Origin of the sequence: Microcystis aeruginosa NIES-843 (assembly GCF_000010625.1) — a bacterium.
Taxonomy (GTDB): Bacteria; Cyanobacteriota; Cyanobacteriia; order Cyanobacteriales; family Microcystaceae; genus Microcystis; species Microcystis aeruginosa.
On record NC_010296.1, the window covers coordinates 454,729 to 477,467 of the forward strand.

Genomic DNA, 22,739 nt, shown 5'->3' on the forward strand with positions numbered 1-22,739 from the left:
TCCGAGCTTTTTCGAGTATAACAAGGACAAGTTAAAGAATCAAAGACAGTTTTTAGCTAACCATCTTAGTTAACTACAAACTAGGTCTTATCATAATAGATATCAATAAACCATTGTCCCAAATCGGGAAAGTCTTGATTCGTTGATTCTGTGAGACGTTCGATTTTTTCTTCGATTTTTTCCATGGCTTTTTTAGTAAGCTTTACTCCTTTTTCATAAGTTTCAGTAATCAACTTAACAATCGGGTGTTTTCCTTTCCAAGTCATAGTTTGGGCGAATTTCAAAGCCGTTTCGATTTCATCTAAAATACTCCCATTCCAAGGGTTTTCTAACACAGCCCAGGTTCGTTCAATAGGATTATATTTACTATGGTAAGGGGGATAGTAAGCTAAACGTATATTAACTTGATATTTTTGGGAAAACTCAACTATACGTTTCATGAACTGAGTTCGTCTCGAATTATTTTCTGGTCCATTATCTTGATTAATTATCAAAGTTTTAATTTTCTCAAAACGAGATTTTTCCGACTCCCAGAAATCTTCTAATATATCAACAATAAAGTCACTGGTGACTGTGGAGGCAGTGAAATACAAAAACAACTCATCAAATTCTGGAATAAATATTCCGTAAGGGGTTAGGGTTGTTTTCGGATTAAAATCATGATCGTTTGTTTCGACAGTTATTCTATTCTTACCTCCTCGATCAAATAGTCCAATATTAACACGGGCTTTGGCATCCAAACTAAGACGTAACATCGTAGGGTCTTCATCCGCTTCCCGATTAATGTTAGCTAATTCCTCAAAGATTGCCTCGGTTTCTGGAATTTTTTTTGAGGTAAAACTTTAGCGACTCTTTTCAGACGATAACCTAAGTTATTTAATTTAACCCGAATAGTTTCCTCGCTCGGTAAATCCTCATCACTGTACCCATATTTAGAGATTAATTGCTTTCGGACTTCGGCCGCACTCAGTCTCACATAAAGCCTTTGGCTTTTAAAACTTGGGTCAGTTTGGCTTTGAGAATCCACTAAACTTTTGATGTTTTCCAATAGAAAAGGTAAATGTTCTTCTGCTTTTTTCCGCCCCTTAGCTGAATGATTATCAACACAAATAATACCTCTTTTTAGTTCTTTAATTCCTTTACGAATAGTAGTTCGATTCCAGCCTAACTCCTGTGCAGCAAGGGTTTGTCCCCCATAGCCTAATTCTAAGACTGTTTGGGCCATGAATCTTCTTTTAGCTGCACCTTTTAATTGAAGTGCAGTTTCACTGAGCAATTTCTTGAGGGAATCAGTTAATTCCATATACACTTACAAAGAAAAACTTGATTAATAATGTACAGGATTAATTCTACTACAAAATTGGAAGGAGGAGGCAACCATCGACCCCTACCTCCTACACTCCGAGAATGATTATTATTCTTGAGCATGAATAGTTTATTTTTTGGAAGTCCCCTACTATGATGCAAGGGGTGATAAACTCTCGATCGCCGTCAACGACCTCAACGAACAGATCGCCGCCAAAATCGAAGAGTTAGAGATCGAAAATGTCGAGATATACTTTGCACGGCTACAACTTGCATTTTTTACTCAAGGACAATAATATAGTTTAAGAGTCATAATTAGAAGCAAAGCACTCATTAAAAACATGATTAACCTAGAATTCACGGAAGAAGAAAAGAACTCACTGTATTATGAAAGATTTCATCATCCCCATCCCCGGGTTCAACTGAAGATGGAAGTTCTCTGGTTAAAAAGCCAAAAGATACCGCACCAAAAAATTTGTCAGTTAGCAGGAATCTCGCCAAATACCTTATTAACCTATCTTCGAGATTATCAAGAGGGCGGAATAGAAAAATTAAAAGAAATCAACTTCTATCGCCCTAAAAGTGAATTAGAGTCTCAAAGAGAAACGCTCAAAAAATATTTCGAGAAAAATCCACCAGCCACAATAAATGAAGCTGTATATAGAAGAGAAGAATTGACAGGAATAAAACGAAGTCCTACCCAAGTGAGAAAATTCTTAAAATCCTTGGGAATGAAATGTTTAAAAGTAGGTTCTCTTCCTTCTAAAGCTGACCCAGATGAACAAGAAGAATACAAAGAAAAAAAGCTAGAACCCAGACTAAATGAGGCTAAAGAAGGAAAAAGGGCTGTTTTTTTTGTTGATGCCGCTCACTTCGTCATGGGAGCATTTCTCGGTTTTGTTTGGTGTTTTGAGAGACTTTTTGTTAAGTCACCGAGCGGGCGTAAACGCTTCAATGTTTTAGGAGCATTAAATGCAATAACTCATGAAGTTATTCTGGTTACGAATGACACTTATATTACAGCAACTCAAGTCTGTGAACTCCGGTCAAAAATAGCTGCTTTAGGACTAATGATTCCCATCACTCTCGTATTAGATAATGCCCGCTATCAGAAATGTAAAATTGTTGAAGAATTGGCTCTTTATTTGTCAATAGAGCTACTCTATCTACCGTCTTATTCGCCTAATCTAAATTTAATTGAAAGGCTGTGGAAATTGGTCAAAAAGAAATGTTTATATGGTAAATATTATGAGAACTTTTCTGACTTTTCTTCAGCTATTTATGAATGTCTGAATGATGCCCATCTGAAACATAAAAAAGAACTGGATTCCTTGCTGACTCTACGATTTCAGAAGTTTAATAAATCTCAGATTATGAACGTCTAAAGTATAGAAGACCGTTTAGAAAGGGAATTAAGAAGGGATTACTACATCCTGACGGCCCCGCAGCGGTTGGATGCGCTGGCCCGTGATTTCGTTGAACATTACAGCACCGCTTGGGAAACAGGCAAAGCCATGGTGATTTGTATCGACAAGCTCACCTGTGTCAAGCTGCATAACCTGATCGATCGTTACCCGCATTTCTCACAAACTGAATTAAGAACCTAATTTGGAGGTTAAAAGTTGGTGTTTTTCAAAAATAAGAGAAACCCGCTTAGTTATCAAGGAATAATCTGACTAAACTAATCAAAAAATTCCTGAATTACTGGAAAAATTCCGTCAATTAGGGAAAATGTTCACGACAAAGTTAGCTGAATTTATAAGCAGCCATTTTTAAGACTATTTAATGATCTTTGAAAACTCTTCAACTTATCCAGTTCCCGCTATCGCTTGAATTCTAGAGTAAGCTATCGCTAAAATATCTTGATAGGGACAAGAACTGGCAATTGCGATTAAAATTCTTCTGACACTAACAGTAATTCTAGCTCCTAATTTAAGGAAATTAAGGCGAATTGTTCCCACTGTCGCTTTGGCAAAAGAAGTTTTAGCCAAACAATTTTGACGAAAAGCTTGCATTAAAACATAAGCCATTGATGACAACCAAAGTCTTAATTGATTACTCTCAAATGTCTGTGTCGAATTCCGGTCAGCAAATAAGTCTAATTGTTGCTCTTTAATTCGATTTGACCTCTCACCTCTGGGGCAATATTTTTCAGTGTAAAGTTTAGATGGGGGAATCTTTGATGCAGGTAAAGAAGTCACAACGTGGCGAATTTTTACGCCCTCACTACCAGGACAAACTTTTGTCACCACTCTTCTTGAACGGCTCCAGGATTTTTGGGTTTGATAACATAGGGAACGATACCAAGTCGATTCTGGTACCAATTTCGCCAATTCTCCTAACTCTTCATCGGGAGAAAATAACGTCTCCATTAATTCAGTAACTGGCTGAAGTCTTTGCTCGTAATCTGCCTTAGCTTTCTCAATTACATCGGTCGCTCGTAATTTTAATTGACTATTCGTTGCCATTGCTAAAACATAATCAACTCCTGCTTGACTTTCGCAAAATTTCATGATATCTTCACGGGAATAGGCACTATCTCCTCGTACTAATATCTGCGTATCTGACCATTTTTCTCGAATTATACCGATTATTCGCTGCAATTCTTCTAATGCTCCCCCAGCAGTATCTACATGAGAAGACCGGAGTTTAGCTACTAATAAATGATGCTCACAGAAAATATACAAAGGAGCATAACACACTCCTTTATAATAAGTATTGAAAAACGCTCCCTCTTGATTTCCATGCACTTGGTCATCGGTGACATCCATGTCTAAAATAATTGGTTTCGGTGGCTTTTTGTAGGATTCTAGAAAGATGTCCACAAAAGCTTTTTCAATTTCTTTGGGGTTAGGCTCGATTTTATGGTAACGACTGTTCTCTTGATTGATGACTGTTTCCGGACAATATTCTAGTCGATTAATTGTACTTTTTCCCGCTAAATTTGCTTGGGCTGAGTCAATAAAATTTAGTTTTTTCAATGCTATTGCTAAAGCTGGAGCATGACGTAATTTATCATGATCATTGACATCCTCATATCCCAAAACTATCCCATAAACTCTTTGTGCGAGTAGTTCATGAACTGAATAATCTAGATAGGATGAATTTCGATAATCTCGAAAACATTCGGCAAACCGAGCCGTTATTTTTAGCTTTTGGTCTAACTCTGCCATCAAAATAATTCCTGCATCTGAGGTGATTTTTCCTCCCTCAAAATTAGCGATTACTTGTCTTCCATTGAGGTTTCCAAAATTTAATTGATTGAGTCGAGACTGGTCTGAACTAGGAGTCATAAACTTGACATACTTTAAATAGTTTTAATGATTAAATTATAGCAAGCTTTTGACTTCATTCTCTACTTAAAATTGAGACTTTATCAACTAATTAACCTAAAAATACGCATTTTAAATTTGTTCTTTTTTCAAGGTCTAATTGATGATGAGCTTAAGTTGAATCCTAACAACACACTGTCGTTTTTGCTACAAGGCGATCACCCAGTCAAAACCCAGATTTTGTAAGGCTTCGGGGGTTGGTGATCGTACTTTTTGTGAGAAATGCGGGTTAAGCAATGGTTAGACAACTCGACGACAGCCCGAAAACCACAATCGTCTATCCCGATAGCGATGGTAAACCGATGGCCGATAATACAAGACAATTTCGCTGGATTACGACGATTAAAGCGAATTTAGACTGGTTATTTGCCAATGATGCCGATGTTTTTGTCGCTGGCGATTTACTCTGGTATCCCGTGGAGGGAGATAATAAGACTCGGCAAGCGCCTGATGTCATGGTAGCTTTCGGCAGACCGAAAGGGGAAAGAGGTTCCTATCAACAGTGGAAAGAGAACAATATCCCCCCACAGGTGGTTTTTGAAATTCTCTCTCCGGGTAATACTCAAACGGAAATGACCAGAAAACTACTGTTTTATGACCGTTATGGTGTGGAAGAATACTACATTTATAACCCACATTCCGCACCCTAAGTGTCACAACGTCTCAAAAGAGGAAGGGGCGTGAGTCAAAATACTTATCTAGAGGAGTGAGTTGGCGGCAAGCTGCCAGCAACTAATGGGACTTAGGCGTTTTCGGTCAGCAAAAAAGGCTCAAACCATTACGGGACAAAGGGTTAACCTCGATTTATGATTTTCCTTGATATATCTGGGTTTCAGCGATTTTGGGCTTCTCGAAGTAAATCCCAAGCGGGGATTGGAGTTGAAGCTTTTCTCGATTTGTTTTTTGTCTAAGTCCCACTAAGCCGAAAATTTCAGAGTTCCCCCGGTCATTCTCAATAAACAGTGCTTGTTGAGAATGACTAGGCAATCAGACTTAACATCTAGGGGGAGATGTTCCAGTTGCTCGCTTTGTTTTGTCACCCCTTGAAGTCAATCCATCTGGTCAAGATAAGAGATAATATTCCTGGCAAGGTTTGGGGAAAAATCTCAAAATGTTGCGCCTCTCATCCGTTAAGTTGCTAATCTTTTGATTGTCTTGAATACGGACGAGATGAATCCCTTGAAAGCACTGAAATATCCAGCGTAACGTCGGTCGGTCAGTTAACTTACCCAACGGATTTTTCAGTCCCGTCTCCTGCTGTTTTAAACTTAAACGAAGTTGTCTTTGACCAATAGTATAAACCAGCAGGCACAAGCCCATGAGCATGGCCATGACCTCGATTCTATGGGGAGATTTGAGAAAGACACTGTCAGCAAAAAAGCAGGGGTCTTTGAGAAAAGAAAATCCTCTTTCTGGAGCTTGTTGCCCCTTATATTTTTTGAGTATATCCTCACTGCTCAATCGTTTTTTCTCCAAATCGTTAGTTGCTAAAACGAATCGTCCTGCTCGTTTCTTTAGCCTCTCAATGGCGGTCAAATTCAACTCTAATTTGGCTTGAACTTGATAGCTTTGAGAGGGTAAATCGTCTTTTAATTTGAGTTTTGACCCCTGGGACTCAGGCGGAATGAGATTGACTTTAATCTCCGTTAACTGATGAGATTTTAAGGAGTCAGATAATCCTTTGGCTATCGCCAACGCCACCGCTCTATTCTCAAATTCTCTTCGGGATAGTTGCCGGATTTTTTCTTGGGCAGAATTCTTTTCCTGCTCGATTTTTTTCTCTAATTTTTTCAAGTCTGATTCTTGTCTAGCTTGACTTTCAACTAGCAACCATCTTTGTTCTATCCCCCCATAGTTAGAGCTTGTTTCCCGCCAGGAATAACCCGGTATTTCTGAATCGGTTAACTCTTTTTCTGAGATGCTATCGACTAACTCTTGAGCCTCTTTAATGCTTAATGGTACTCGAGACAACCAACGCATTTCTTTCATTAGTTTTAAATTCTCTTTGCTATAGAGGGCGCTATCGCCGACTATTAAACTGTCAAAGTCAACTTGTTTTTTAAATTCTCGGGCGATTTGACCAAAAACCGCTTTGTCCGCTTCATTTCCGTCCCCTACTTTCAGGAATAAAGGTACATCTCCATCCCCACTTACGATTAAGTCAATCATAAATTGTTTTAAGTCAGGTCGTCGGTCGCGGGAGTATCCGTAGGTAATTTTTATTGGCTGTTGTCTGGTTTCAATTTCTTCTCCCACTGCTCCTGATTTCAGGATTTCTACTGTTGGGTATTCCTTTTTATATTCTCCTTCTACTGATAGAGAAGTCGAATCTAAATGGGAGTTCTCGGTTGCTACACCAAATTTTTTCACGGCGGCTAAACTAATCAGTAGGAAAATGACCGAAACATTAAGTTGATAAAGTTTGTCCATTACTCGACCAATTTTATCATCATTCAGGTGTTTTGGTTCGATGCCCTCTCCCAGCAGATGTTCGGTTGCTTTATCTTCAAAAAATTGAGGAAATAAATACAAGGCTCGGGAGACAAATCCCAATCCATTCAGGATAATTGCTTTCACGACTTGCCCCGCTGTGACAATTTCTCCTCGCTCAATTGAGACTTGTTCGTTGATAATTTCAACGATTCCTATTTCATCGATAATTCCGGCTACTAATCCCAGATGGTCTAGATTTTTGACTTCAATTTCTGTTGATTGATTCATGGTCGAACAGTCCACTCGCCTCAGTTTTCCAACAATTCCTATTTTTTCATAATTAGGGGTCTCAAGACCCCCCTAGCGGCCACCGAGAAAACCTTCACCAGCTAGGTATTTTTACTCAAGTCTCTGGAGGGGGACAGCTTACACCATTTTTCTTTATTCGCGTCACAACGAACACCGGCTTGGCAAGCATTCGAGCGTGGATGTCTGTCATGGATTTAGAAATTTGGTATTATGTGACAGTTGAGGGTGCGGAATGTGGGATTTATAATCCCGATAAAAATGATTTGGGCGGCTGTATTCGTCGGGAAAATCGCCTCGAAAGTCTGGAAAATCTCGATAATTGGATCAGTCCTCGCTTGGGCATTCGTTTTCAATTAGCCCAACCAGAGTTACTCTTGTATTATCCCGATGGTCAACCTTTCACCAGTTACAACCAAGAACGACAACGGGCCGAAGCGGAACGACAACGGGCTGAAACGGAACGACAACGGGCCGAACGATTGGCGGCAAAACTGCGAGAATTAAACATTAATCCCGAGGAGATTTAAAAAAATTATGGTTCTTCGGTTTGTGTTATGCAACGTACAGGGTTATAAGGAATGAAACTCTTATAGAGAAAGACATTTGGCGATTTTTGTTAATTGTTTTCGATCTAGAGCGAACTAATCAATTAAATCTCTTGCCAGATAAGGATTTAGTCGATTTATGCCCCCCTATCGAACCATACTAAGTAACGAAGAACCAAAATTATCGGTAGAATAAAAGTAGATAAATATCAAGTCCTCTAGCTAGAGTCGCAACAGTAAGCCCAGAAAAAATGCCCTAGGGCAGGGTTGACTAATTCCCACTCTCCGATACTTTTTAAACAGGATTTAGGATCATCACCGTCCCTAAATATTTGCCCTAGTTTTTTATAGTAAAGTTATACTATGAAGGAAGCCAAGACGAAATTCTAGGGTTAAGCAATGGTTAGACAACTCGACGACAGCCCAAAAACCGCAATCGTCTATCCCGATAGCGATGGTAAACCGATGGCCGATAATACAAGACAATTTCGCTGGATTACGACGATTAAATCGAATCTAGACTGGTTATTTGCCAATAATGCCGATGTTTTTGTCGCCGGTGATTTACTCTGGTATCCCGTGGAGGGAGATAATAAGACTCGGCAAGCGCCTGATGTCATGGTAGCTTTCGGCAGACCGAAAGGGGAAAGAGGTTCCTATCAACAGTGGAAAGAGAACAATATCCCCCCACAGGTGGTTTTTGAAATTCTCTCTCCGGGTAATACTCAAACGGAAATGACCAGAAAACTACTGTTTTATGACCGTTATGGTGTGGAAGAATACTACATTTATAATCCCGATAAAAATGATTTGGGCGGCTGTATTCGCCAAGAAAATCGGCTCGAAAGTCTAGAAAATCTCGATAATTGGATCAGTCCTCGCTTAGGCATTCGTTTTCAATTAGCCCAACCAGAGTTACTCTTGTATTATCCCGATGGTCAACCTTTCACCAGTTACAACCAAGAACGACAACGGGCCGAAGTGGAACGACAACGGGCCGAACGATTGGCGGCAAAACTGCGAGAATTAAACATTAATCCCGAAGAAATTTAAAAAAAATTATCGATTGATGGAGTCGATCGAGATAGTCTCGCTACAATAAAAGTAAATAAACATCAAGTCCTCTAGCTAGAGTCGCAACAGTAAGCCCAGAAAAAATGCCCTAGGGCAGGGTTGACTAATTCCCACTCTCCGATACTTTTTAAACAGGATTTAGGATCATCACCGTCCCTAAATATTTGCCCTAGTTTTTTATAGTAAAGTTATACTATGAAGGAAGCCAAGACGAAATTCTAGGGTTAAGCAATGGTTAGACAACTCGACGACAGCCCGAAAACCACAATCGTCTATCCCGATAGCGATGGTAAACCGATGGCCGATAATACAAGACAATTTCGCTGGATTACGACGATTAAATCGAATCTAGACTGGTTATTTGCCAATAATGCCGATGTTTTTGTCGCCGGTGATTTACTCTGGTATCCCGTGGAGGGAGATAATAAGACTCGGCAAGCGCCTGATGTGATGGTAGCTTTCGGCAGACCGAAAGGGGAAAGAGGTTCCTATCAACAGTGGAAAGAGAACAATATCCCCCCACAGGTGGTTTTTGAAATTCTCTCTCCGGGCAATACCCCAACGGAAATGACCAGAAAACTGCTGTTTTATGACCGTTATGGTGTGGAAGAATACTACATTTATAATCCCGATAAAAATGATTTGGGCGGCTGTATTCGTCGGGAAAATCGGCTCGAAAGTCTGGAAAATCTCGATAATTGGGTCAGTCCTCGCTTAGGTATCCGTTTTCAATTAGCCCAACCAGAGTTACTCTTGTATTATCCCGATGGTCAACCTTTCACCAGTTACAACCAAGAACGACAACGGGCCGAAGCGGAACGACAACGGGCCGAAACGGAAAGTCAACGGGCCGAAGCGGAACGACAACGGGCCGAAACGGAAAGTCAACGGGCCGAAGCGGAACGACAACGGGCCGAACGATTGGCGGCAAAACTGCGGGAGTTAAATATTAATCCCGAAGAAACTTAAAAAAAATTATTGATCTACTCAATCGATCGAGATAGTCTCGCTACAATAAAAGTAGATAAATATCAAGTCCTCTAGCTAGAGTCGGAACAGTAAGCCCAGAAAAAATGCGCTAGGGCAGGGTTGACTAAATCGACGAAGCAATCGCTAAATAGGGGTAATTTCCGTCCACTTCTCCCCAATCCTGAACGGGAGAGGCAGAACCGAAGAATTTCTATAAAATTTCGGTAAGGGTGGAAAGATCAAGTAAGTTAGCGTTAGGGCTTAATCTTCGCCACGGAAAGTAGAACTATGACAGTTTGTGAATATCGGCCAGGTTTAGAAGGAATTCCCGCCGCCCAATCGAGTATCAGCTTTGTGGATGGGCAAAAGGGAATCTTAGAGTATCGGGGCATTCGGATTGAGGAACTCGCCGAAAAAAGTACCTTCCTCGAAACCGCCTATCTCCTTATCTGGGGTGTTCTGCCCACGGGGGCGGAACTGGACGAATTTGCCGATGAAATCCGTTATCATCGACGCATCAAGTACCGTATCGAAGACATGATGAAATGCTTCCCCGAAAAAGGCCATCCCATGGATGCGCTACAAACTTCGGCGGCGGCTTTAGGGTTATACTATGCCCGTCGGGCTTTGGATAATCCCGAATATATCCGTCAGGCAGTGGTGCGGTTATTAGCGAAAATCCCCACCATGGTGGCGGCGTTTCAATTAATTCGCAAAGGTAATCATCCCATTCAGCCCAACGATAGTCTTGATTATGCGGCCAATTTCCTCTATATGTTGACGGAAAGACGACCAACGGATTTAGCGGCGAAAGTTTTCGATGTCTGTTTGACCCTCCACGCCGAACATACCATGAATGCCTCGACTTTTTCGGCCATGGTGACGGCTTCCACTTTAACCGACCCCTACGGTGTCATCGCTTCAGCAGTGGGAACTCTCGCCGGCCCCCTCCACGGTGGGGCAAACGAGGAAGTATTGTTAATGTTAGAGGAAATCGGTTCGGTGGCTAATGTTCGTCCCTATGTGGAAAAATGTATCGCCAATAAACAAAAAGTTATGGGTTTTGGACACCGGGTATATAAAGTTAAGGATCCCCGGGCGACGATTTTACAAAACCTTGCCGAACAATTATTCGCGGAATTAGGTTCCGATGAATACTACGATATCGCCCTAGAATTAGAACAAGCAGTGGTGGATATCTACGGCGAAAAAGGTATCTATGCTAATGTGGATTTCTATTCGGGATTGGTCTATCGGAAATTAGGCATCCCCAGTGATTTATTTACCCCGATTTTTGCCATCTCCCGGGTGGCCGGTTGGTTGGCCCACTGGAAAGAACAATTAAATGCTAACCGCATTTTCCGTCCTACCCAAATATACACTGGAGAACACGAAGTCCCCTATACACCGATCGAACAACGTTCTTAGATTTTATCTCCCATTCTTGATGGAAACACGGTTTCTCGCCTTTGTCAATCTTTCCTAGGCGAGATTTTTTGTCTCATTTCCTGTTATATTGATGGGGCAAGGAAACAGTCCAGCGGCTTTCAGCTTGGTCAGTTTCGGTGTATATAGCAAGGCAAGGTCTCTACTTCTAGATAGTCGGACAGAAAAATATTAAAGATTATGGTGAAATTTTGGCAGGGATTAACGGTATTTTTAATTTCTTGTTTATTGCTGATTTCCCTAACTGCTTGTGGTAATCAAGTTAGACGCAATCAAGTGGTCATATCGGTATTAAGTGACCCAAAAACCTTTAATGCTGTTTTATCGGCCGAATCCCCGAATATTTTTGGTTTAACCTACGAAGGACTATTAACAGAAAATCCCATTACTGGCAAAAAAGAACCGGTCTTGGCAGAATCTTGGACAATTTCCGATGATAATTTGAACATTATTTTTACTATGAGAGAGGGTTTAAAATGGTCGGATGGTCAACCCTTAACCGTTGATGATGTGGTTTTTACCTATAAAGATTTATATCTAAATCCTGATATTCCCAACAACTACCGCGATAGTTTAAGAATAGGATTAAAAAAAGAATTTCCAGTTATTACTAAACTAGATAATCGCCGAATCGAATTTAAACTACCCGAACCTTTTGCTCCTTTTTTAGATGCTGTCAGTTCACCGATTTTACCTAAACACGCTTTAGAAAAAACTATTCAGAAAAAAAGCCCCGATGGTAGGTTAGAATTTCTCTCCACTTGGGGGTTAGATACTCCTCCCGATCAAATTGTTTTTAATGGTGCTTATAAACTAAAAGAATATATAACGGGACAAAGGATTATTTTTGAGAATAACCCTTACTATTGGAAAAAAGATGACCGTGGACAACAATTACCCCATATAACTTCGGTAATTTGGGCAATTGTTGAATCGCAGGACACAACTTTACTGCAATTTCGTTCTGGAAGTTTAGATTCTATTGGGGTAACTCCCGAATTTTTCTCCCTCTTAAAAACTGAAGAAGAAAGAGGAAATTTCACTATTTTTAATGGGGGACCTGCCTACGGAACCCAATTTATCGGTTTTAATCTCAATCAAGGAAAACGCGACGGAAAACCCCTAGTAGATCCGATTAAATCCCGTTGGTTTAATAACTTAAATTTCCGCCAAGCTATTGCCTACGGCATTAATCGTCAAAGAATGATTGATGATATCTATCGAGGATTGGGACAAGAACAAAATTCTTTTCTTTCTATCCAATCTCCTTTTTACGATAAAACCCTGAAAGGTTACGATTATAATCCCGAAAAAGCCAAAGAATTATTATTAGAGGCGGGATTTAAGTATAATAGTGATAATCTCCTAGTCGATGCCGATAATAATCCCGTTAGATTTAACCTGATTACTAATGCGGGTAACAAAATCCGGGAAGCAATTGGCGCACAAATTAAAAATGATTTAGCCGCAATAGGAATTCAAGTGGATTTTCAAGCGATCGCTTTTAGCAATTTAGTTGATAAACTAAGTAATAGTCTAGATTGGGAAGCACATATTTTAGGTTTTACCGGCGATAATGAACCCCACGCCCCCAATATTTGGTATGTAGATGGAAATCTCCACGCTTTTAACCAACAACCTCAACCCGGCAGCCCGCCGATTCAAGGCTGGCAAGCGGCGGATTGGGAGAAAAAAATCGCCGATTTATACGTCAAAGGTTCCCAAGAATTAGACTTTGAGAAGCGCAAAGTTATCTATAATGAAATTCAACAACTTCAACAGGAATACGTCCCGTTTATTTATCTAGTTAATCCCCTCGCTTTGGGGGCTGTGCGTAACTGCTTTGAAGGAATACAATTCTCCGCCTTGGGTGGTGCATTCTGGAATCTAGAAGAATTAAAGAAAACCTGTGGAGGTGTTTAATGACTCATTTTGGCATTCTTTGTCCCACCGCTTCTGGACATATCAATCCTCTCCTACCTTTAGGAAAAGAGTTACAAAAACGCGGTCATAAAGTTACCTGTTTTTTAACTCTTGATGGTGAAGAAATGGTGCAAGCAGCCGGCTTAGATTTTCAGGCAATTGCACCCGACCAATATCCGAAAGGCACATCAGCCAAAAATTTAGCCGAAATTGGTCAATTACAGGGAACAGCCGCCGTCCGTCGCACGGTACAATCAGTTACTAATTCTACCGCTGCCCTCTTTGAAACTATCCCTCAAGAGATGCGTCGCTTGGGAATTGATGCCCTAATTGTCGATCAAGTCTCCCCCTCAGGAGGTACAATCGCAGAAAAATTAGCTATTCCCTTTGTCAGTTTTGCTGGGGCATTGGTTTTAAATCGTGACCCGCTTATTCCGCCCTTTATGACCATTTGGGACTATAATCCCTCATTTATCGGGGTTATTCGCAATAAAATTGGCTATAAACTGCTTGACTCTCTGACTCGTCCCCTGAATGAGTTAATCAACCGGCAGCGTCAAGAATGGGGGTTAATTCCCTATCAAAACATCAATCAACGCTATTCACCCATCGCCCAAATTAGCCAACAACCTGCCGAATTCGAGTTTCCTCGGCAAAATTTACCCGCTCACTTTCACTTTACCGGCCCCTTTCACGATTCCTCCACCAGAAAAACGATTCCTTTTCCTTACGAAAAATTAACCGGACAACCCTTGATTTATGCTTCCCTCGGTACAATTCAAAATCGCCTACAATCGGCCTTTAATGCGATCGCCGAAGCCTGTGCCGATTTGCCGGTACAATTAGTTTTATCCTTGGGCAACACCGACTCTAACATTCAAATAACGACAAAAAACGCCCTAGTTGTTCCCTACGCTCCCCAATTAGAGCTTTTAACCAGAGCCTCTCTTACTATCACCCACGCAGGCTTAAATACTACCCTAGAATCCCTTGCCCAAGCTGTACCGATGGTGGCTATTCCCATCACTAACGACCAACCGGGGGTATCTGCTCGGATAAAATGGTCGGGGACAGGGGAAGTGATTCCGATTTCCCGTCTAGAAGTTCCCCGTTTACGAAAGGCGATTGAAAAGGTCTTATCCTTCCCCAGTTACCGAGAAAATGCCCTGAGAATGCAAAAAGCACTACAGAAGACTGGAGGAGTGAAAATGGCCGCCGATATCGTCGAAAAAGCCATTTCTACCGGCCAACCCGTCCTATCGGTATAATGGCTAGGGTCTGCTAAAAAAGTTTTTCCTGGGGACAGGGTGTCGGGTGTCGGGTTTTAAAAACGTTATCGAAAACAATTGACAAAAATCGCCCTTTATAACCCGTCCATGGCCTAACACAAACCGAAGAACTATAAAGATTAGATTGAACATTTCTGTGATTTCTGTCTAACAGCAATGGTCAGCGGTGATGAATGAACTAGAACATCGCCGCTTCATCGTGTTAGCTGGCTTGTGCTTAGAGTGTAAGTTTGCGGAGAAATCATGCGTATAGTAACTGATTATTAATACTATCAACAGTTAAGGTGTTGACTAAAACACTAACCCGTTGCACGACCTCGTAGGCAGTTTTCTGAGGGACAACAATAATCCCACAATGTTCTCTGCCTTCCTCTATGAATTGAAGATGCAATCGTTCAAAATCAACTCGGTTGTGGGTGACAAGACATCTACCTAAAGAAGCGGCAAATTCTAATTGTTCGCTGTCAGTTTTGCCCAAAGTTGACTGCTCAGGAACAGTGGTGACATCTAAACCACGAGAACGCAGAAGTGTTGCAACTAACGCCGACATATCTTCGTCCATGTAAAGCGAAGCAAATATGCTCATAGCTTACCCAAAGCTGCCTTTACAGAAGGATGCACCAACTCATCGGGGACTTGGTTACGTTCAATGTACTCGTTAATTTCTGCTTGATGATCCAAATAAAAACTCAAGGCATCGAACACTTGTGCTAAGGTCAAATGAGGTAAATGAGTTGGAATTTCCTCTGGCATCACACCTAATCGCCACAGACCTACGATTGCGCGAATAGATGTGCGAGTGCCTTCAATAATTGGCTCTCCACCTAAAATCTCATTGTTTCTGGTGACATAACGTGAAAGAGTGATAATCGTCATGGAATTAGGTCTCTTAGGGAAATCGCTGATTCTATTTTAGTAAGGGACAGACATGACTTGATCACGCAATCCAGTGGCTAGAGGAATCCCAGGCTAGATGTTTTTTCGGCAACCTAACCTAAGACTGGCTCTAATAGTTTGACTAGAGAAAAAAGAGGTGCGTTACATTTCATTAACTACCAGAGCGGCGTACTGCTACGCAGTGCCTTCGGCATCGCACTGACACAAACCGAAGAACCATAAAGATTAGATTGAACATTTCTGGGATTTCTCTCCAACGGCAAAGTTAGCCTGCTTTTGGGGCAGGGATTAGCGCAAAGGTGGTGTTATACTCAGACAAAGTGCAGAAAGTCAAAATCCGTAACTTTCTTGAATCCATGCTGACAACTACTCAATTTGCGCCCCTGCTCAAGCAATTGTCTTACTCCGATAAGCTCTTATTACTTAACTTTCTTGTAGCCGAGTTGCTCAAGGATTCTGGTATTGCACCGATGTCTATTCAAGATGATCTCCCTAGACAAGGTTTACATGACTCTTTTGAGGCTGCCGCCATTCTTGCTCAAGCATTAAAAGAGAAACAAGAATTGACTCATGGCTAATAAGGTAAGATTTGCTTTCACTGAGGTAGATTCTAGTCTTGGGGCATTAAGTGCGCTTCCTTATTTACCTATAATGTCGGCTTGAAGGAACCCTCGGTTTCACCTCGGAGATGAAAAGTTCCGCCAGCATAGAACAGCGAAGCACGACTAAGAATAACTCTAATCTATAGTTGCCAATTTAACTTTAGTATGCTAGAGTAGTTTGCGTAGTAGGTCGATAACGCAAAATGTTTGTTTTAGAGTACAAGCTTAGAGGAAAACCATCTCAATATCAAGCCATTGATGAGGCTATTCGGACAGTACAGTTTGTTCGGAATAAATGTCTTAGATATTGGGAAGACAATAAAGGTGTAGGACAAAAGGATGTATATAAATATGTCACTCAATTAAGAAGTGAATACCCTTTTGTTCAAGACCTTAACTCTACAGCTTGTCAACAGGCTTGCGAACGTACTTGGACTGCTATTCTTAGGTTCTATAATAACTGTAAGAACAAAATTGCTGGTAAGAAAGGATATCCTAAATACTCTAAACGTACTCATTCTGTTGAGTTTAAAAAGTCAGGTTGGAAACTTAATCGAAATTCCAAGAGAATAACTTTCACTGATGGAAAAAACATTGGGGAGTTAAAACTAATTGGTAGTCGAGACTTGTTTGATTTTCAAGAATGGCAAATTCAACGGATAAGAATAGTTAAAAGGGCTGATGGATATTATTGCCAGTTAATGCTAAAACTCGATGCTAGAGATATAACCCCACAATTAGAATCGACGGGTCATTGCCTAGGATTAGATATGGGGTTAAAATATCTTTATGCTGACAGTAACGGGAATACAGTAGAGCCTCCTAAGTATTATCGAAAAGCCGAGAAACGTCTTCATAAACTGAATAGAAGAAAGTCGAAAAAGTTTAAGAGAGGACAAAAGCAGTCTAATAACTACAAAAAAGCTAGTCAAAAATACGCCAAGGGACATTTAAAAGTAAGTAGGCAACGAGAAGAGTTTGCTAAAAAATTGGCACTCCGTTTAATTCAGTCAAACGACTTGATAGCCTACGAGGATTTAAAAGTCAAGAACCTTGTGCGTAATCGAAAACTAGCTAAGAGTATCAATGATGCTGGTTGGTCACAATTGAGAAAATGGATAGAGTATTTTGGCATTAAATACGGCCGATTAACCATAGCAGTTAATCCAGCCTATACAAGTCAAGAATGCTTTAATTGTGGTCGGTTAATCCAAAAGTCTCTATCAGTTAGAACTCATGTTTGTTCCTGCGGATATGTGGAAGATAGAGACAAAATGGCGGCCTTGAATATACTCAAAAAAGCTACGATAGGGCATATCGGAAGCTGGTCGTTAGACCTAAACGCTTGGGGAGATTTAAGCTCTATTTTGGTTGGTAGAAATACCTGCTAAGACAACTTGAGTCAGTGAACCAAGAATCCCTCGCATAAGCGCGACGGGATTGTCAACATTGACATTAACTTATCAAAGTCAATCCTTGAATGTTTCGGGTCTCTTGGATACTGGCTCTAGTGTTAATGTGTTGCCCTATGAAATGGGTTTAGCTTTAGGTGCAGTCTGGGAAAACCAAAGGCTATCTCTGCCATTAGGAGGTAATTTAGCTAGATTTGAAGCTGGTGCATTGGTTGTTAAAGCTACTGTTGAGCAATTCCCCACCGTAGATTTAGCCTTTGCTTGGACACAAGATAAATATGCGCCGCTAATACTAGGACAGATGAACTTCTTTCTTGCCTTTGATGTCTGTTTTTACAGATACGACTTAGCATTCGAGATTAGTCAAAAATAGTTTGACTGGAGAAAAAATATGTGCGTTACATTTCATTAACTAAGCAACCAGCGATCGCAGTTTCGCCTCAAGCGATCGCCCTATGAAAAGAGATTAATTTGTCTAAAGATTTGCTAAACTGAGGACAATAATCGCTTATTTTCAAGGTGTTAACTAAATGTGGTGGCAAAGTTCTCGGTTAGACCGTATTGAAGCCAGTCTAGAGGCAAGTCAGCAGCGAATAGAGCGAATAGAAAGCAATATTGACAGATTAGCAGCAATCAGTGAGGCAACGAATCGGCGTATTGATCGGTTTGTGGAAGCTACTGCTCAACAAATGGAGGAATCTAAGGCTCGTATTGACCAACTGCAACAAGGGATGGAACAGCTTCAGCGTGCAGTTGGCTATTTTTTAAGTCAGGACGGTAACTAACGATCGCCTTTTCAAAAATCAAAAAACCCCGTTAGCTTACAATCACTTGCTTCAATGAATGAACATGGTGCTACTACTAGAAAAAAAGAGGTGCGTTACATTTCATTAACACACCCTACCAGATCGGCGTACTGCTACGCAGTTCCTTCGGCATCGCACCACGGCTAGAGAAAAAAGAGGTGCGTTACATTTCATTAACTACAAGATCGGCTAATTTCAAGGATTAATCTGTGAGATTTTGGTGATGTGAGGAGCTCCTTGTGGTGGTTTATAAATATAGACCAGTACTACGAGATCAGGTGCGTTAGGATAAACAACTTTTCCTTTACATAAAAAGCAGTAATTCATCCCCGCAACAACCTGAGTTGCAAAGGCCAATGGGGTGTACCCTACCCCAACAAAACCTTTTAAAGCGGCGTCAAATACATTTTTTGCGGATTCAGTTATAGCAAAACTAAAAGCGGTCCATTCACCAGATGCGTATGACATAATATCCACCTTTTCGATGGTCGCATACATGATATGCCCGAAACTGTTGCGACCTTCCAGTCGCGAGCGTATTCTCAGTATTTATTATACAGCAAATTTCCGAATAACAATCCTCAGAGTAACGATATGTAAACACTCTCGACATATCATACTAAATTCGTTTATTAAAGACTGATTATATATTTTCCCTTTTGCCTCTTGCCTCTTGCCTTTTGCCTGTCCTCATAATTAGCCTAAACTCAACGGATTTAGTATTAGCACCATCGCAGCGAACTTTTCCGCATATCATAACCAAAAGCATATTAGCCAGATTAAACAACCTATTTTAAGTAGATTCCTAACAACAAACTGAAATAAAATAGACTTTTCGGGAAGTCTAGCACTAATTGCTTCAGTCCACCCCACAATTACCTAATTTTCGGGGAAAAAGTGCCTAAAATTTCCCCTCGATCGCTCTTATGTTCGGCACTTTTTCAGGGCAAAAAAATCTAAAAATCTTAGCCAACAATGTTTTTAGATTTATTCAGCCAACCCTAAGTTAAATTTTGAGTTGATCGATTAAATCGCGCATAATTTTGGCCGAATTATGTAACTGTTCCATTTCTCTGGGACTAAGAGCAAGATTCAGGGTTTTAATCACTCCTTTCTCGTTAACCACCGAGGGAATACTTAAACACACATCTTTGAGACCGTATTGACCATCGAGGAGAGTGCTAATAGTGAGAATTCTTTCTTGGGAACGTAAAATCGCTTTAACGATATCTGTGGTAGCTAAACCGATCGCATAGCTAGTATAACCCTTGCGTTTGATAATTTCATAGGCGGCGTTTTTAACCTGAAGAAAAATTTCTGTTAAGCTTTCTTGGTCGGCTGCGCTTAAATCCTGCCAATCTCCTTCTAGTAACCTTGCTCCTCCGATATTAGCCGAACTCCAGACAGCAAGCTCACTATCCCCGTGTTCACCGATAATATAAGCGTGGACGTTACGCGCATCTACATGGAGTTGGGTGGATAAAAGAGAGCGTAAACGGCCAGAATCTAGCACCGTACCCGAACCAATCACCCTAGAAGGCGGAAAATTGGTGATTTTCAAGGTAACATAGGTCATGATATCGACGGGATTACTCACCACCAAAATCAAAGCACTGGGGCAGTAAACAGCCACATCCTCCAGAATACGGCGAAAAATCGCCACATTTCGCTCAAGGAGATGTAATCTGGTTTCTCCCTCTTTTTGGGCGGCCCCGGCAGTAATAATCACCACATCGGCATTTTGTCCCACATCGGCCACGGTTCCCATTTTCAAGTCTGTGGGTTCAATAAAAGGCATTCCGTGCCTTAAATCCATCACTTCCCCTTCGACTTTATCCGTGGCGATATCTTGCAGAATTAATTCATCAAAACAGTCTTGAATTAACATCGAGTAAGCGCAGGCCATCCCCACCTGACCAACACCGATAATTACCCCCTTGCGAGGACGCAGAGGAGCGGGTTTTTCAGCGTAGGGATTGGGAGTAAATATTTTATCTAGCATAGATTTTTGCAGTTACTGGCTCGGTAAGCTCATTTTAAGGGGAAAAGGTTAATATCAGGTAAAAAGAGACTATAAACAGATTTTGAGGACGTTATCGGCAATTTTTTTCTGGTAAGTAGCTGGTTATAATTAAATTAAAAATGGATTTTAGGTTCGATCCCCCCTGCCCCCCTTGATAAGGGGGGTGCCGATAGGCGGGGGGATCCCCCCTGCCCCCCTTGATAAGGGGGGTGTCTGACAACTTTTAACGCCTACCTACTTAATTGGTCGGACAAATTTCTTGTCTTTATTCCCTGACCCCTAGTTTAAGAGAATTGAGGGCCGCTGACAGCTTCAGGCTATATCCTAAAATTAGGAATAAGGTTACAGTAGGAGGCGAACCGATGATCTATCACATCACTACAGAAAGAGGTTGGCAAATAGCTCGTGAAATGGGGGAATATCGGGCGTATTCCCTAAAAAATGAGGGATTTATCCATTGCTCCACCTTAGAACAAATTCCGAAAGTTGTGGCCGCTTTTTATCAAAATCAGCCAGATTTGCTGGTTTTAGCCATTTCTCCTGAACAATTGCAGTCCCCGGTGAAATGGGAGCAGCCCCAACATCCTAACCCAGAAAATGCCACTCTAGAGCTAGAAAAAGAGACCTTTCCCCATATTTACGGTGCTATCAACCTAGAATCGGTGGTTTTTGTCAAACCCTTACAGGATTTGATCAATTCCTAGAACTAAATCATCTAACTCTTGGTAATCGGGGAGAGTAGTATCGATGCTCAACCCGCGCCGAATCACGAGGCGATCCCACTGTGGTCGCGATAATAGCTCGCTAAAGTATCGCGCCTTGAAAATTAACAAATTTGCCTCTAGACCCGTCTTAATGCGCCCTAAATGGGGCAATCCGAGCAGATTTGCTGGGGTGAGGGTGACACTATTTACCCAGTCAGCGTAGGGTGTGTCGAGATGAGCAATCCGCACCGCTTGGGTAAAGACTTCTAAACCATCGTGATCCCCAAAACCATAAAAGGGATCGCGACAGTTATCACTGGCAAAAGCCACCGGAATTCCCGCTTTTTTCATCTCTTTTACCTTAGTTGTCCCGCGCCAAAAGGGGGTTTTTTCCTCTTGACGATCCTGTAGGTAGAGATTGCACATCGGCAAGCTAACGATAGCAATGCCCGCATTTTTGACTAAATTTAGGGTTTCTTGGATTATTTCAGGGGATTGTACCGCTAAACTGCAACAGTGACCACAGATGATTTGTCCGTCAAATTGCTCTTTGATAGCAGTACGCGCGATCGCTGCTAAACAGGTAGAATCGGGATCGCCGTTTTCATCCAGATGAAAATCGAGATTTAAACCCCTTTCTTGGGCTAATTTGAAGGTAATATCAATTTGTGCCTGTAAATCTGGATTTGTGTAGGCTACTCCCCCTAATATGCCCCCAAATTCGGCAATTTTATCGGCTAAGGCCGCTCCCTCGGAGGTTTGATAGTAGTCAAGGGAAACTAGAGAAACCGCTTGCAGGGTGATTTTACCGGCCCATTGTCGTTGCAATTCTGCCAAAGCAGTTAAGCTAATCTGTGCCTGTTGACCAAAAGAGTCGATATGGGTGCGAATAGCGGCGGTTCCGTGGGCATAACTGCATTTAACGCCGAATTCCATGCGACGATACACATCCTCTAAGCGCCACTCCCGTCGGGAATCCTCTAGGGCCATTTTTAAGGCACTGTCAAAAGTGCCATCATGGTTAGGACAACGCTGCCAACTATGACCTTTATCGAGATGGGTGTGCATATCGACAAAGCAAGGAAAAACAATCTTTTTTTTGAGGTCAATAACGGGAATATTATCTTCGGGGGGGATTGTTGAGGTGATGCGATTAATGTTACCGTCATTAATTTCCAGATTAACTAAGGTTAATCCCTCGGAGGTTTGGGGAGAGAAACTCTCATTTTCTAGCAGGGAAACGGGAATATGAGCATTTTTGAGCCAGTAGCGCTCGCTTGAGGGAATCATAAGACCTCTGGTAAAAATCAAAAATTGTTGTTAGGGTTAGGAGTCGGTCGTCGGTGCATCTCACATTTGCAGGAATACCGACAATCAGCAATTATCAGTAACTCTTATAGCGGGTCTCACACCTGTGTGGCACAGTTAAACCTTTGCTAATTAAGCTTTTCAACATCGATAATGTACCTCTTGCGAACAGGAAACGCTATAGATAATTACAAATGTATCAGCAGCTGCGTGTAAGCATCCCACCGAAAAACTAATGCGCGGGGGGTTTGGGGGCGGCGCCACGCTCCCAACGGGGGGTTTGGGGGGTAGAACCCCCCAAAAGCTTGGATTGAGTGATAAAATCGGAAGTAATGCCCGATCTTAGCCGAGAGTTTCCCCGT

At 41.4% G+C, this 22,739-nt stretch carries 20 protein-coding genes and 2 pseudogenes; 14 read left to right on the forward strand and 8 right to left on the reverse strand.

The annotated features are described in order from the left end of the window. Positions 1–80 precede the first annotated feature (80 nt). Positions 81–1,303 (reverse strand): ISAzo13-like element ISMae28 family transposase gene (locus MAE_RS28275; RefSeq protein WP_125730310.1). Its coding sequence is split into 2 segments (ribosomal slippage): positions 81–823 and positions 823–1,303, totalling 1,224 coding nucleotides; the frame shifts between segments, so codons are not numbered across the junction. Positions 1,304–1,442: 139 nt separating this feature from the next. Between MAE_RS28275 and MAE_RS33090 the strand changes: the two genes are divergently transcribed. After that, positions 1,443–1,601, forward strand: coding sequence for a hypothetical protein (locus MAE_RS33090; RefSeq protein ID WP_012264149.1), 159 nt, complete (start codon positions 1,443–1,445; stop codon positions 1,599–1,601). Positions 1,602–1,646: 45 nt separating this feature from the next. Continuing rightward, entirely contained in the window at positions 1,647–2,690 is a 1,044-nt protein-coding gene (locus tag MAE_RS02340) for an IS630-like element ISMae22 family transposase (protein ID WP_012264150.1), read from the forward strand. A gap of 423 nt (positions 2,691–3,113) precedes the next feature. Here MAE_RS02340 and MAE_RS02345 read toward each other — a convergent pair whose 3' ends face one another. Further along, the gene (locus tag MAE_RS02345; RefSeq protein WP_012264152.1) at positions 3,114–4,598 is read right to left on the reverse strand and encodes an IS1380-like element ISMae9 family transposase; all 1,485 of its coding nucleotides are present in this window, start codon (positions 4,596–4,598) and stop codon (positions 3,114–3,116) included. Between the two features lie 275 nt (positions 4,599–4,873). Here MAE_RS02345 and MAE_RS02350 point away from each other — a divergent pair. After that, a pseudogene (locus MAE_RS02350) lies at positions 4,874–5,272 on the forward strand (Uma2 family endonuclease); the annotation flags it as partial. Positions 5,273–5,699: 427 nt separating this feature from the next. Here MAE_RS02350 and MAE_RS02355 read toward each other — a convergent pair. Continuing rightward, positions 5,700–7,358 (reverse strand): IS1634 family transposase, encoded by a 1,659-nt coding sequence (locus MAE_RS02355; RefSeq protein WP_012264155.1) that lies wholly within the window; start codon positions 7,356–7,358, stop codon positions 5,700–5,702. Between the two features lie 251 nt (positions 7,359–7,609). Here MAE_RS02355 and MAE_RS02360 point away from each other — a divergent pair. From MAE_RS02360 to MAE_RS02385, 6 genes and pseudogenes are all read left to right on the forward strand, one after another. Then, a pseudogene (locus MAE_RS02360) lies at positions 7,610–7,906 on the forward strand (hypothetical protein); the annotation flags it as partial. Positions 7,907–8,323: 417 nt separating this feature from the next. Further along, a complete protein-coding gene (locus tag MAE_RS02365) occupies positions 8,324–8,977 on the forward strand; it encodes a Uma2 family endonuclease (protein ID WP_012264158.1) in 654 nt (217 codons plus the stop codon). A gap of 252 nt (positions 8,978–9,229) precedes the next feature. After that, the gene (locus tag MAE_RS02370; RefSeq protein WP_012264159.1) at positions 9,230–9,967 is read left to right on the forward strand and encodes a Uma2 family endonuclease; all 738 of its coding nucleotides are present in this window, start codon (positions 9,230–9,232) and stop codon (positions 9,965–9,967) included. 288 nt (positions 9,968–10,255) lie between these two features. Next, a complete protein-coding gene (locus tag MAE_RS02375; RefSeq protein ID WP_012264160.1) occupies positions 10,256–11,395 on the forward strand; it encodes a citrate synthase in 1,140 nt (379 codons plus the stop codon). A gap of 198 nt (positions 11,396–11,593) precedes the next feature. Beyond that, positions 11,594–13,336, forward strand: a complete 1,743-nt coding sequence (locus MAE_RS02380; protein ID WP_012264161.1) for an ABC transporter substrate-binding protein — start codon at positions 11,594–11,596, stop codon at positions 13,334–13,336. Beyond that, entirely contained in the window at positions 13,336–14,604 is a 1,269-nt protein-coding gene (locus MAE_RS02385) for a glycosyltransferase (RefSeq protein WP_012264162.1), read from the forward strand. The genes MAE_RS02380 and MAE_RS02385 overlap by 1 nt, the downstream gene beginning before the upstream one ends. Before the next feature lie 262 nt (positions 14,605–14,866). Here the strand turns inward: MAE_RS02385 and MAE_RS02390 are convergent, their stop codons facing one another. Next, positions 14,867–15,211 (reverse strand): DUF5615 family PIN-like protein, encoded by a 345-nt coding sequence (locus MAE_RS02390; RefSeq protein ID WP_004162992.1) that lies wholly within the window; start codon positions 15,209–15,211, stop codon positions 14,867–14,869. Continuing rightward, positions 15,208–15,501 carry a DUF433 domain-containing protein gene (locus MAE_RS02395; protein WP_002794978.1) on the reverse strand — a complete coding sequence of 98 codons (294 nt, stop codon included), beginning with the start codon at positions 15,499–15,501 and terminating at the stop codon, positions 15,208–15,210. Before MAE_RS02395 ends, MAE_RS02390 begins: the two co-directional genes overlap by 4 nt. A 377-nt stretch (positions 15,502–15,878) precedes the next feature. On the opposite strand from MAE_RS02395, the gene MAE_RS02400 reads away from it, so the two are divergent. From MAE_RS02400 to MAE_RS02415, 4 genes are all read left to right on the forward strand, one after another. Continuing rightward, positions 15,879–16,100, forward strand: coding sequence for a hypothetical protein (locus MAE_RS02400; RefSeq protein WP_012264164.1), 222 nt, complete (start codon positions 15,879–15,881; stop codon positions 16,098–16,100). Positions 16,101–16,327: 227 nt separating this feature from the next. Then, positions 16,328–17,515 carry an RNA-guided endonuclease InsQ/TnpB family protein gene (locus MAE_RS02405; RefSeq protein WP_012264165.1) on the forward strand — a complete coding sequence of 396 codons (1,188 nt, stop codon included), beginning with the start codon at positions 16,328–16,330 and terminating at the stop codon, positions 17,513–17,515. A 49-nt stretch (positions 17,516–17,564) separates the two neighbouring features. Next, entirely contained in the window at positions 17,565–17,909 is a 345-nt protein-coding gene (locus MAE_RS02410) for a hypothetical protein (protein ID WP_041803699.1), read from the forward strand. 157 nt (positions 17,910–18,066) lie between these two features. Continuing rightward, positions 18,067–18,321 carry a hypothetical protein gene (locus MAE_RS02415; protein ID WP_002755102.1) on the forward strand — a complete coding sequence of 85 codons (255 nt, stop codon included), beginning with the start codon at positions 18,067–18,069 and terminating at the stop codon, positions 18,319–18,321. Between the two features lie 216 nt (positions 18,322–18,537). On the opposite strand, the gene MAE_RS02420 is transcribed toward MAE_RS02415, so the two are convergent. Together MAE_RS02420 and MAE_RS02425 are read right to left on the reverse strand one after the other, a co-directional pair. Further along, positions 18,538–18,840 (reverse strand): hypothetical protein, encoded by a 303-nt coding sequence (locus MAE_RS02420; RefSeq protein ID WP_002794981.1) that lies wholly within the window; start codon positions 18,838–18,840, stop codon positions 18,538–18,540. 508 nt (positions 18,841–19,348) lie between these two features. After that, the gene (locus tag MAE_RS02425) at positions 19,349–20,344 is read right to left on the reverse strand and encodes an L-lactate dehydrogenase (protein ID WP_012264167.1); all 996 of its coding nucleotides are present in this window, start codon (positions 20,342–20,344) and stop codon (positions 19,349–19,351) included. Positions 20,345–20,727: 383 nt separating this feature from the next. Here MAE_RS02425 and MAE_RS02430 point away from each other — a divergent pair, with 383 nt between their 5' ends. Next, entirely contained in the window at positions 20,728–21,069 is a 342-nt protein-coding gene (locus MAE_RS02430) for a DUF952 domain-containing protein (protein ID WP_012264168.1), read from the forward strand. Here MAE_RS02430 and MAE_RS02435 read toward each other — a convergent pair. Continuing rightward, on the reverse strand, positions 21,046–22,359 hold the full coding sequence (locus MAE_RS02435; RefSeq protein ID WP_012264169.1) for a cytosine deaminase: 1,314 nt from the start codon (positions 22,357–22,359) through the stop codon (positions 21,046–21,048). The two genes, MAE_RS02430 and MAE_RS02435, sit on opposite strands and share 24 nt — an antisense overlap. Positions 22,360–22,739: the final 380 nt, after the last annotated feature.

Bases quoted from the DNA above. Each gene is read 5' to 3' on its own strand.
- MAE_RS02390 (WP_004162992.1), bottom strand. From the start codon at position 15,211: ATGAGCATATTTGCTTCGCTTTACATGGACGAAGATATGTCGGCGTTA.
- MAE_RS02375 (WP_012264160.1), top strand. From the start codon at position 10,256: ATGACAGTTTGTGAATATCGGCCAGGTTTAGAAGGAATTCCCGCCGCC.
- MAE_RS02385 (WP_012264162.1), top strand. From the start codon at position 13,336: ATGACTCATTTTGGCATTCTTTGTCCCACCGCTTCTGGACATATCAAT.
- MAE_RS02370 (WP_012264159.1), top strand. From the start codon at position 9,230: ATGGTTAGACAACTCGACGACAGCCCGAAAACCACAATCGTCTATCCC.
- MAE_RS02405 (WP_012264165.1), top strand. From the start codon at position 16,328: ATGTTTGTTTTAGAGTACAAGCTTAGAGGAAAACCATCTCAATATCAA.
- MAE_RS02430 (WP_012264168.1), top strand. From the start codon at position 20,728: ATGATCTATCACATCACTACAGAAAGAGGTTGGCAAATAGCTCGTGAA.
- MAE_RS02355 (WP_012264155.1), bottom strand. From the start codon at position 7,358: ATGAATCAATCAACAGAAATTGAAGTCAAAAATCTAGACCATCTGGGA.
- MAE_RS02400 (WP_012264164.1), top strand. From the start codon at position 15,879: ATGCTGACAACTACTCAATTTGCGCCCCTGCTCAAGCAATTGTCTTAC.
- MAE_RS02340 (WP_012264150.1), top strand. From the start codon at position 1,647: ATGATTAACCTAGAATTCACGGAAGAAGAAAAGAACTCACTGTATTAT.
- MAE_RS02420 (WP_002794981.1), bottom strand. From the start codon at position 18,840: ATGTATGCGACCATCGAAAAGGTGGATATTATGTCATACGCATCTGGT.
- MAE_RS02425 (WP_012264167.1), bottom strand. From the start codon at position 20,344: ATGCTAGATAAAATATTTACTCCCAATCCCTACGCTGAAAAACCCGCT.
- MAE_RS02435 (WP_012264169.1), bottom strand. From the start codon at position 22,359: ATGATTCCCTCAAGCGAGCGCTACTGGCTCAAAAATGCTCATATTCCC.
- MAE_RS02365 (WP_012264158.1), top strand. From the start codon at position 8,324: ATGGTTAGACAACTCGACGACAGCCCAAAAACCGCAATCGTCTATCCC.
- MAE_RS02415 (WP_002755102.1), top strand. From the start codon at position 18,067: ATGTGGTGGCAAAGTTCTCGGTTAGACCGTATTGAAGCCAGTCTAGAG.
- MAE_RS02395 (WP_002794978.1), bottom strand. From the start codon at position 15,501: ATGACGATTATCACTCTTTCACGTTATGTCACCAGAAACAATGAGATT.
- MAE_RS02345 (WP_012264152.1), bottom strand. From the start codon at position 4,598: ATGACTCCTAGTTCAGACCAGTCTCGACTCAATCAATTAAATTTTGGA.
- MAE_RS02380 (WP_012264161.1), top strand. From the start codon at position 11,594: ATGGTGAAATTTTGGCAGGGATTAACGGTATTTTTAATTTCTTGTTTA.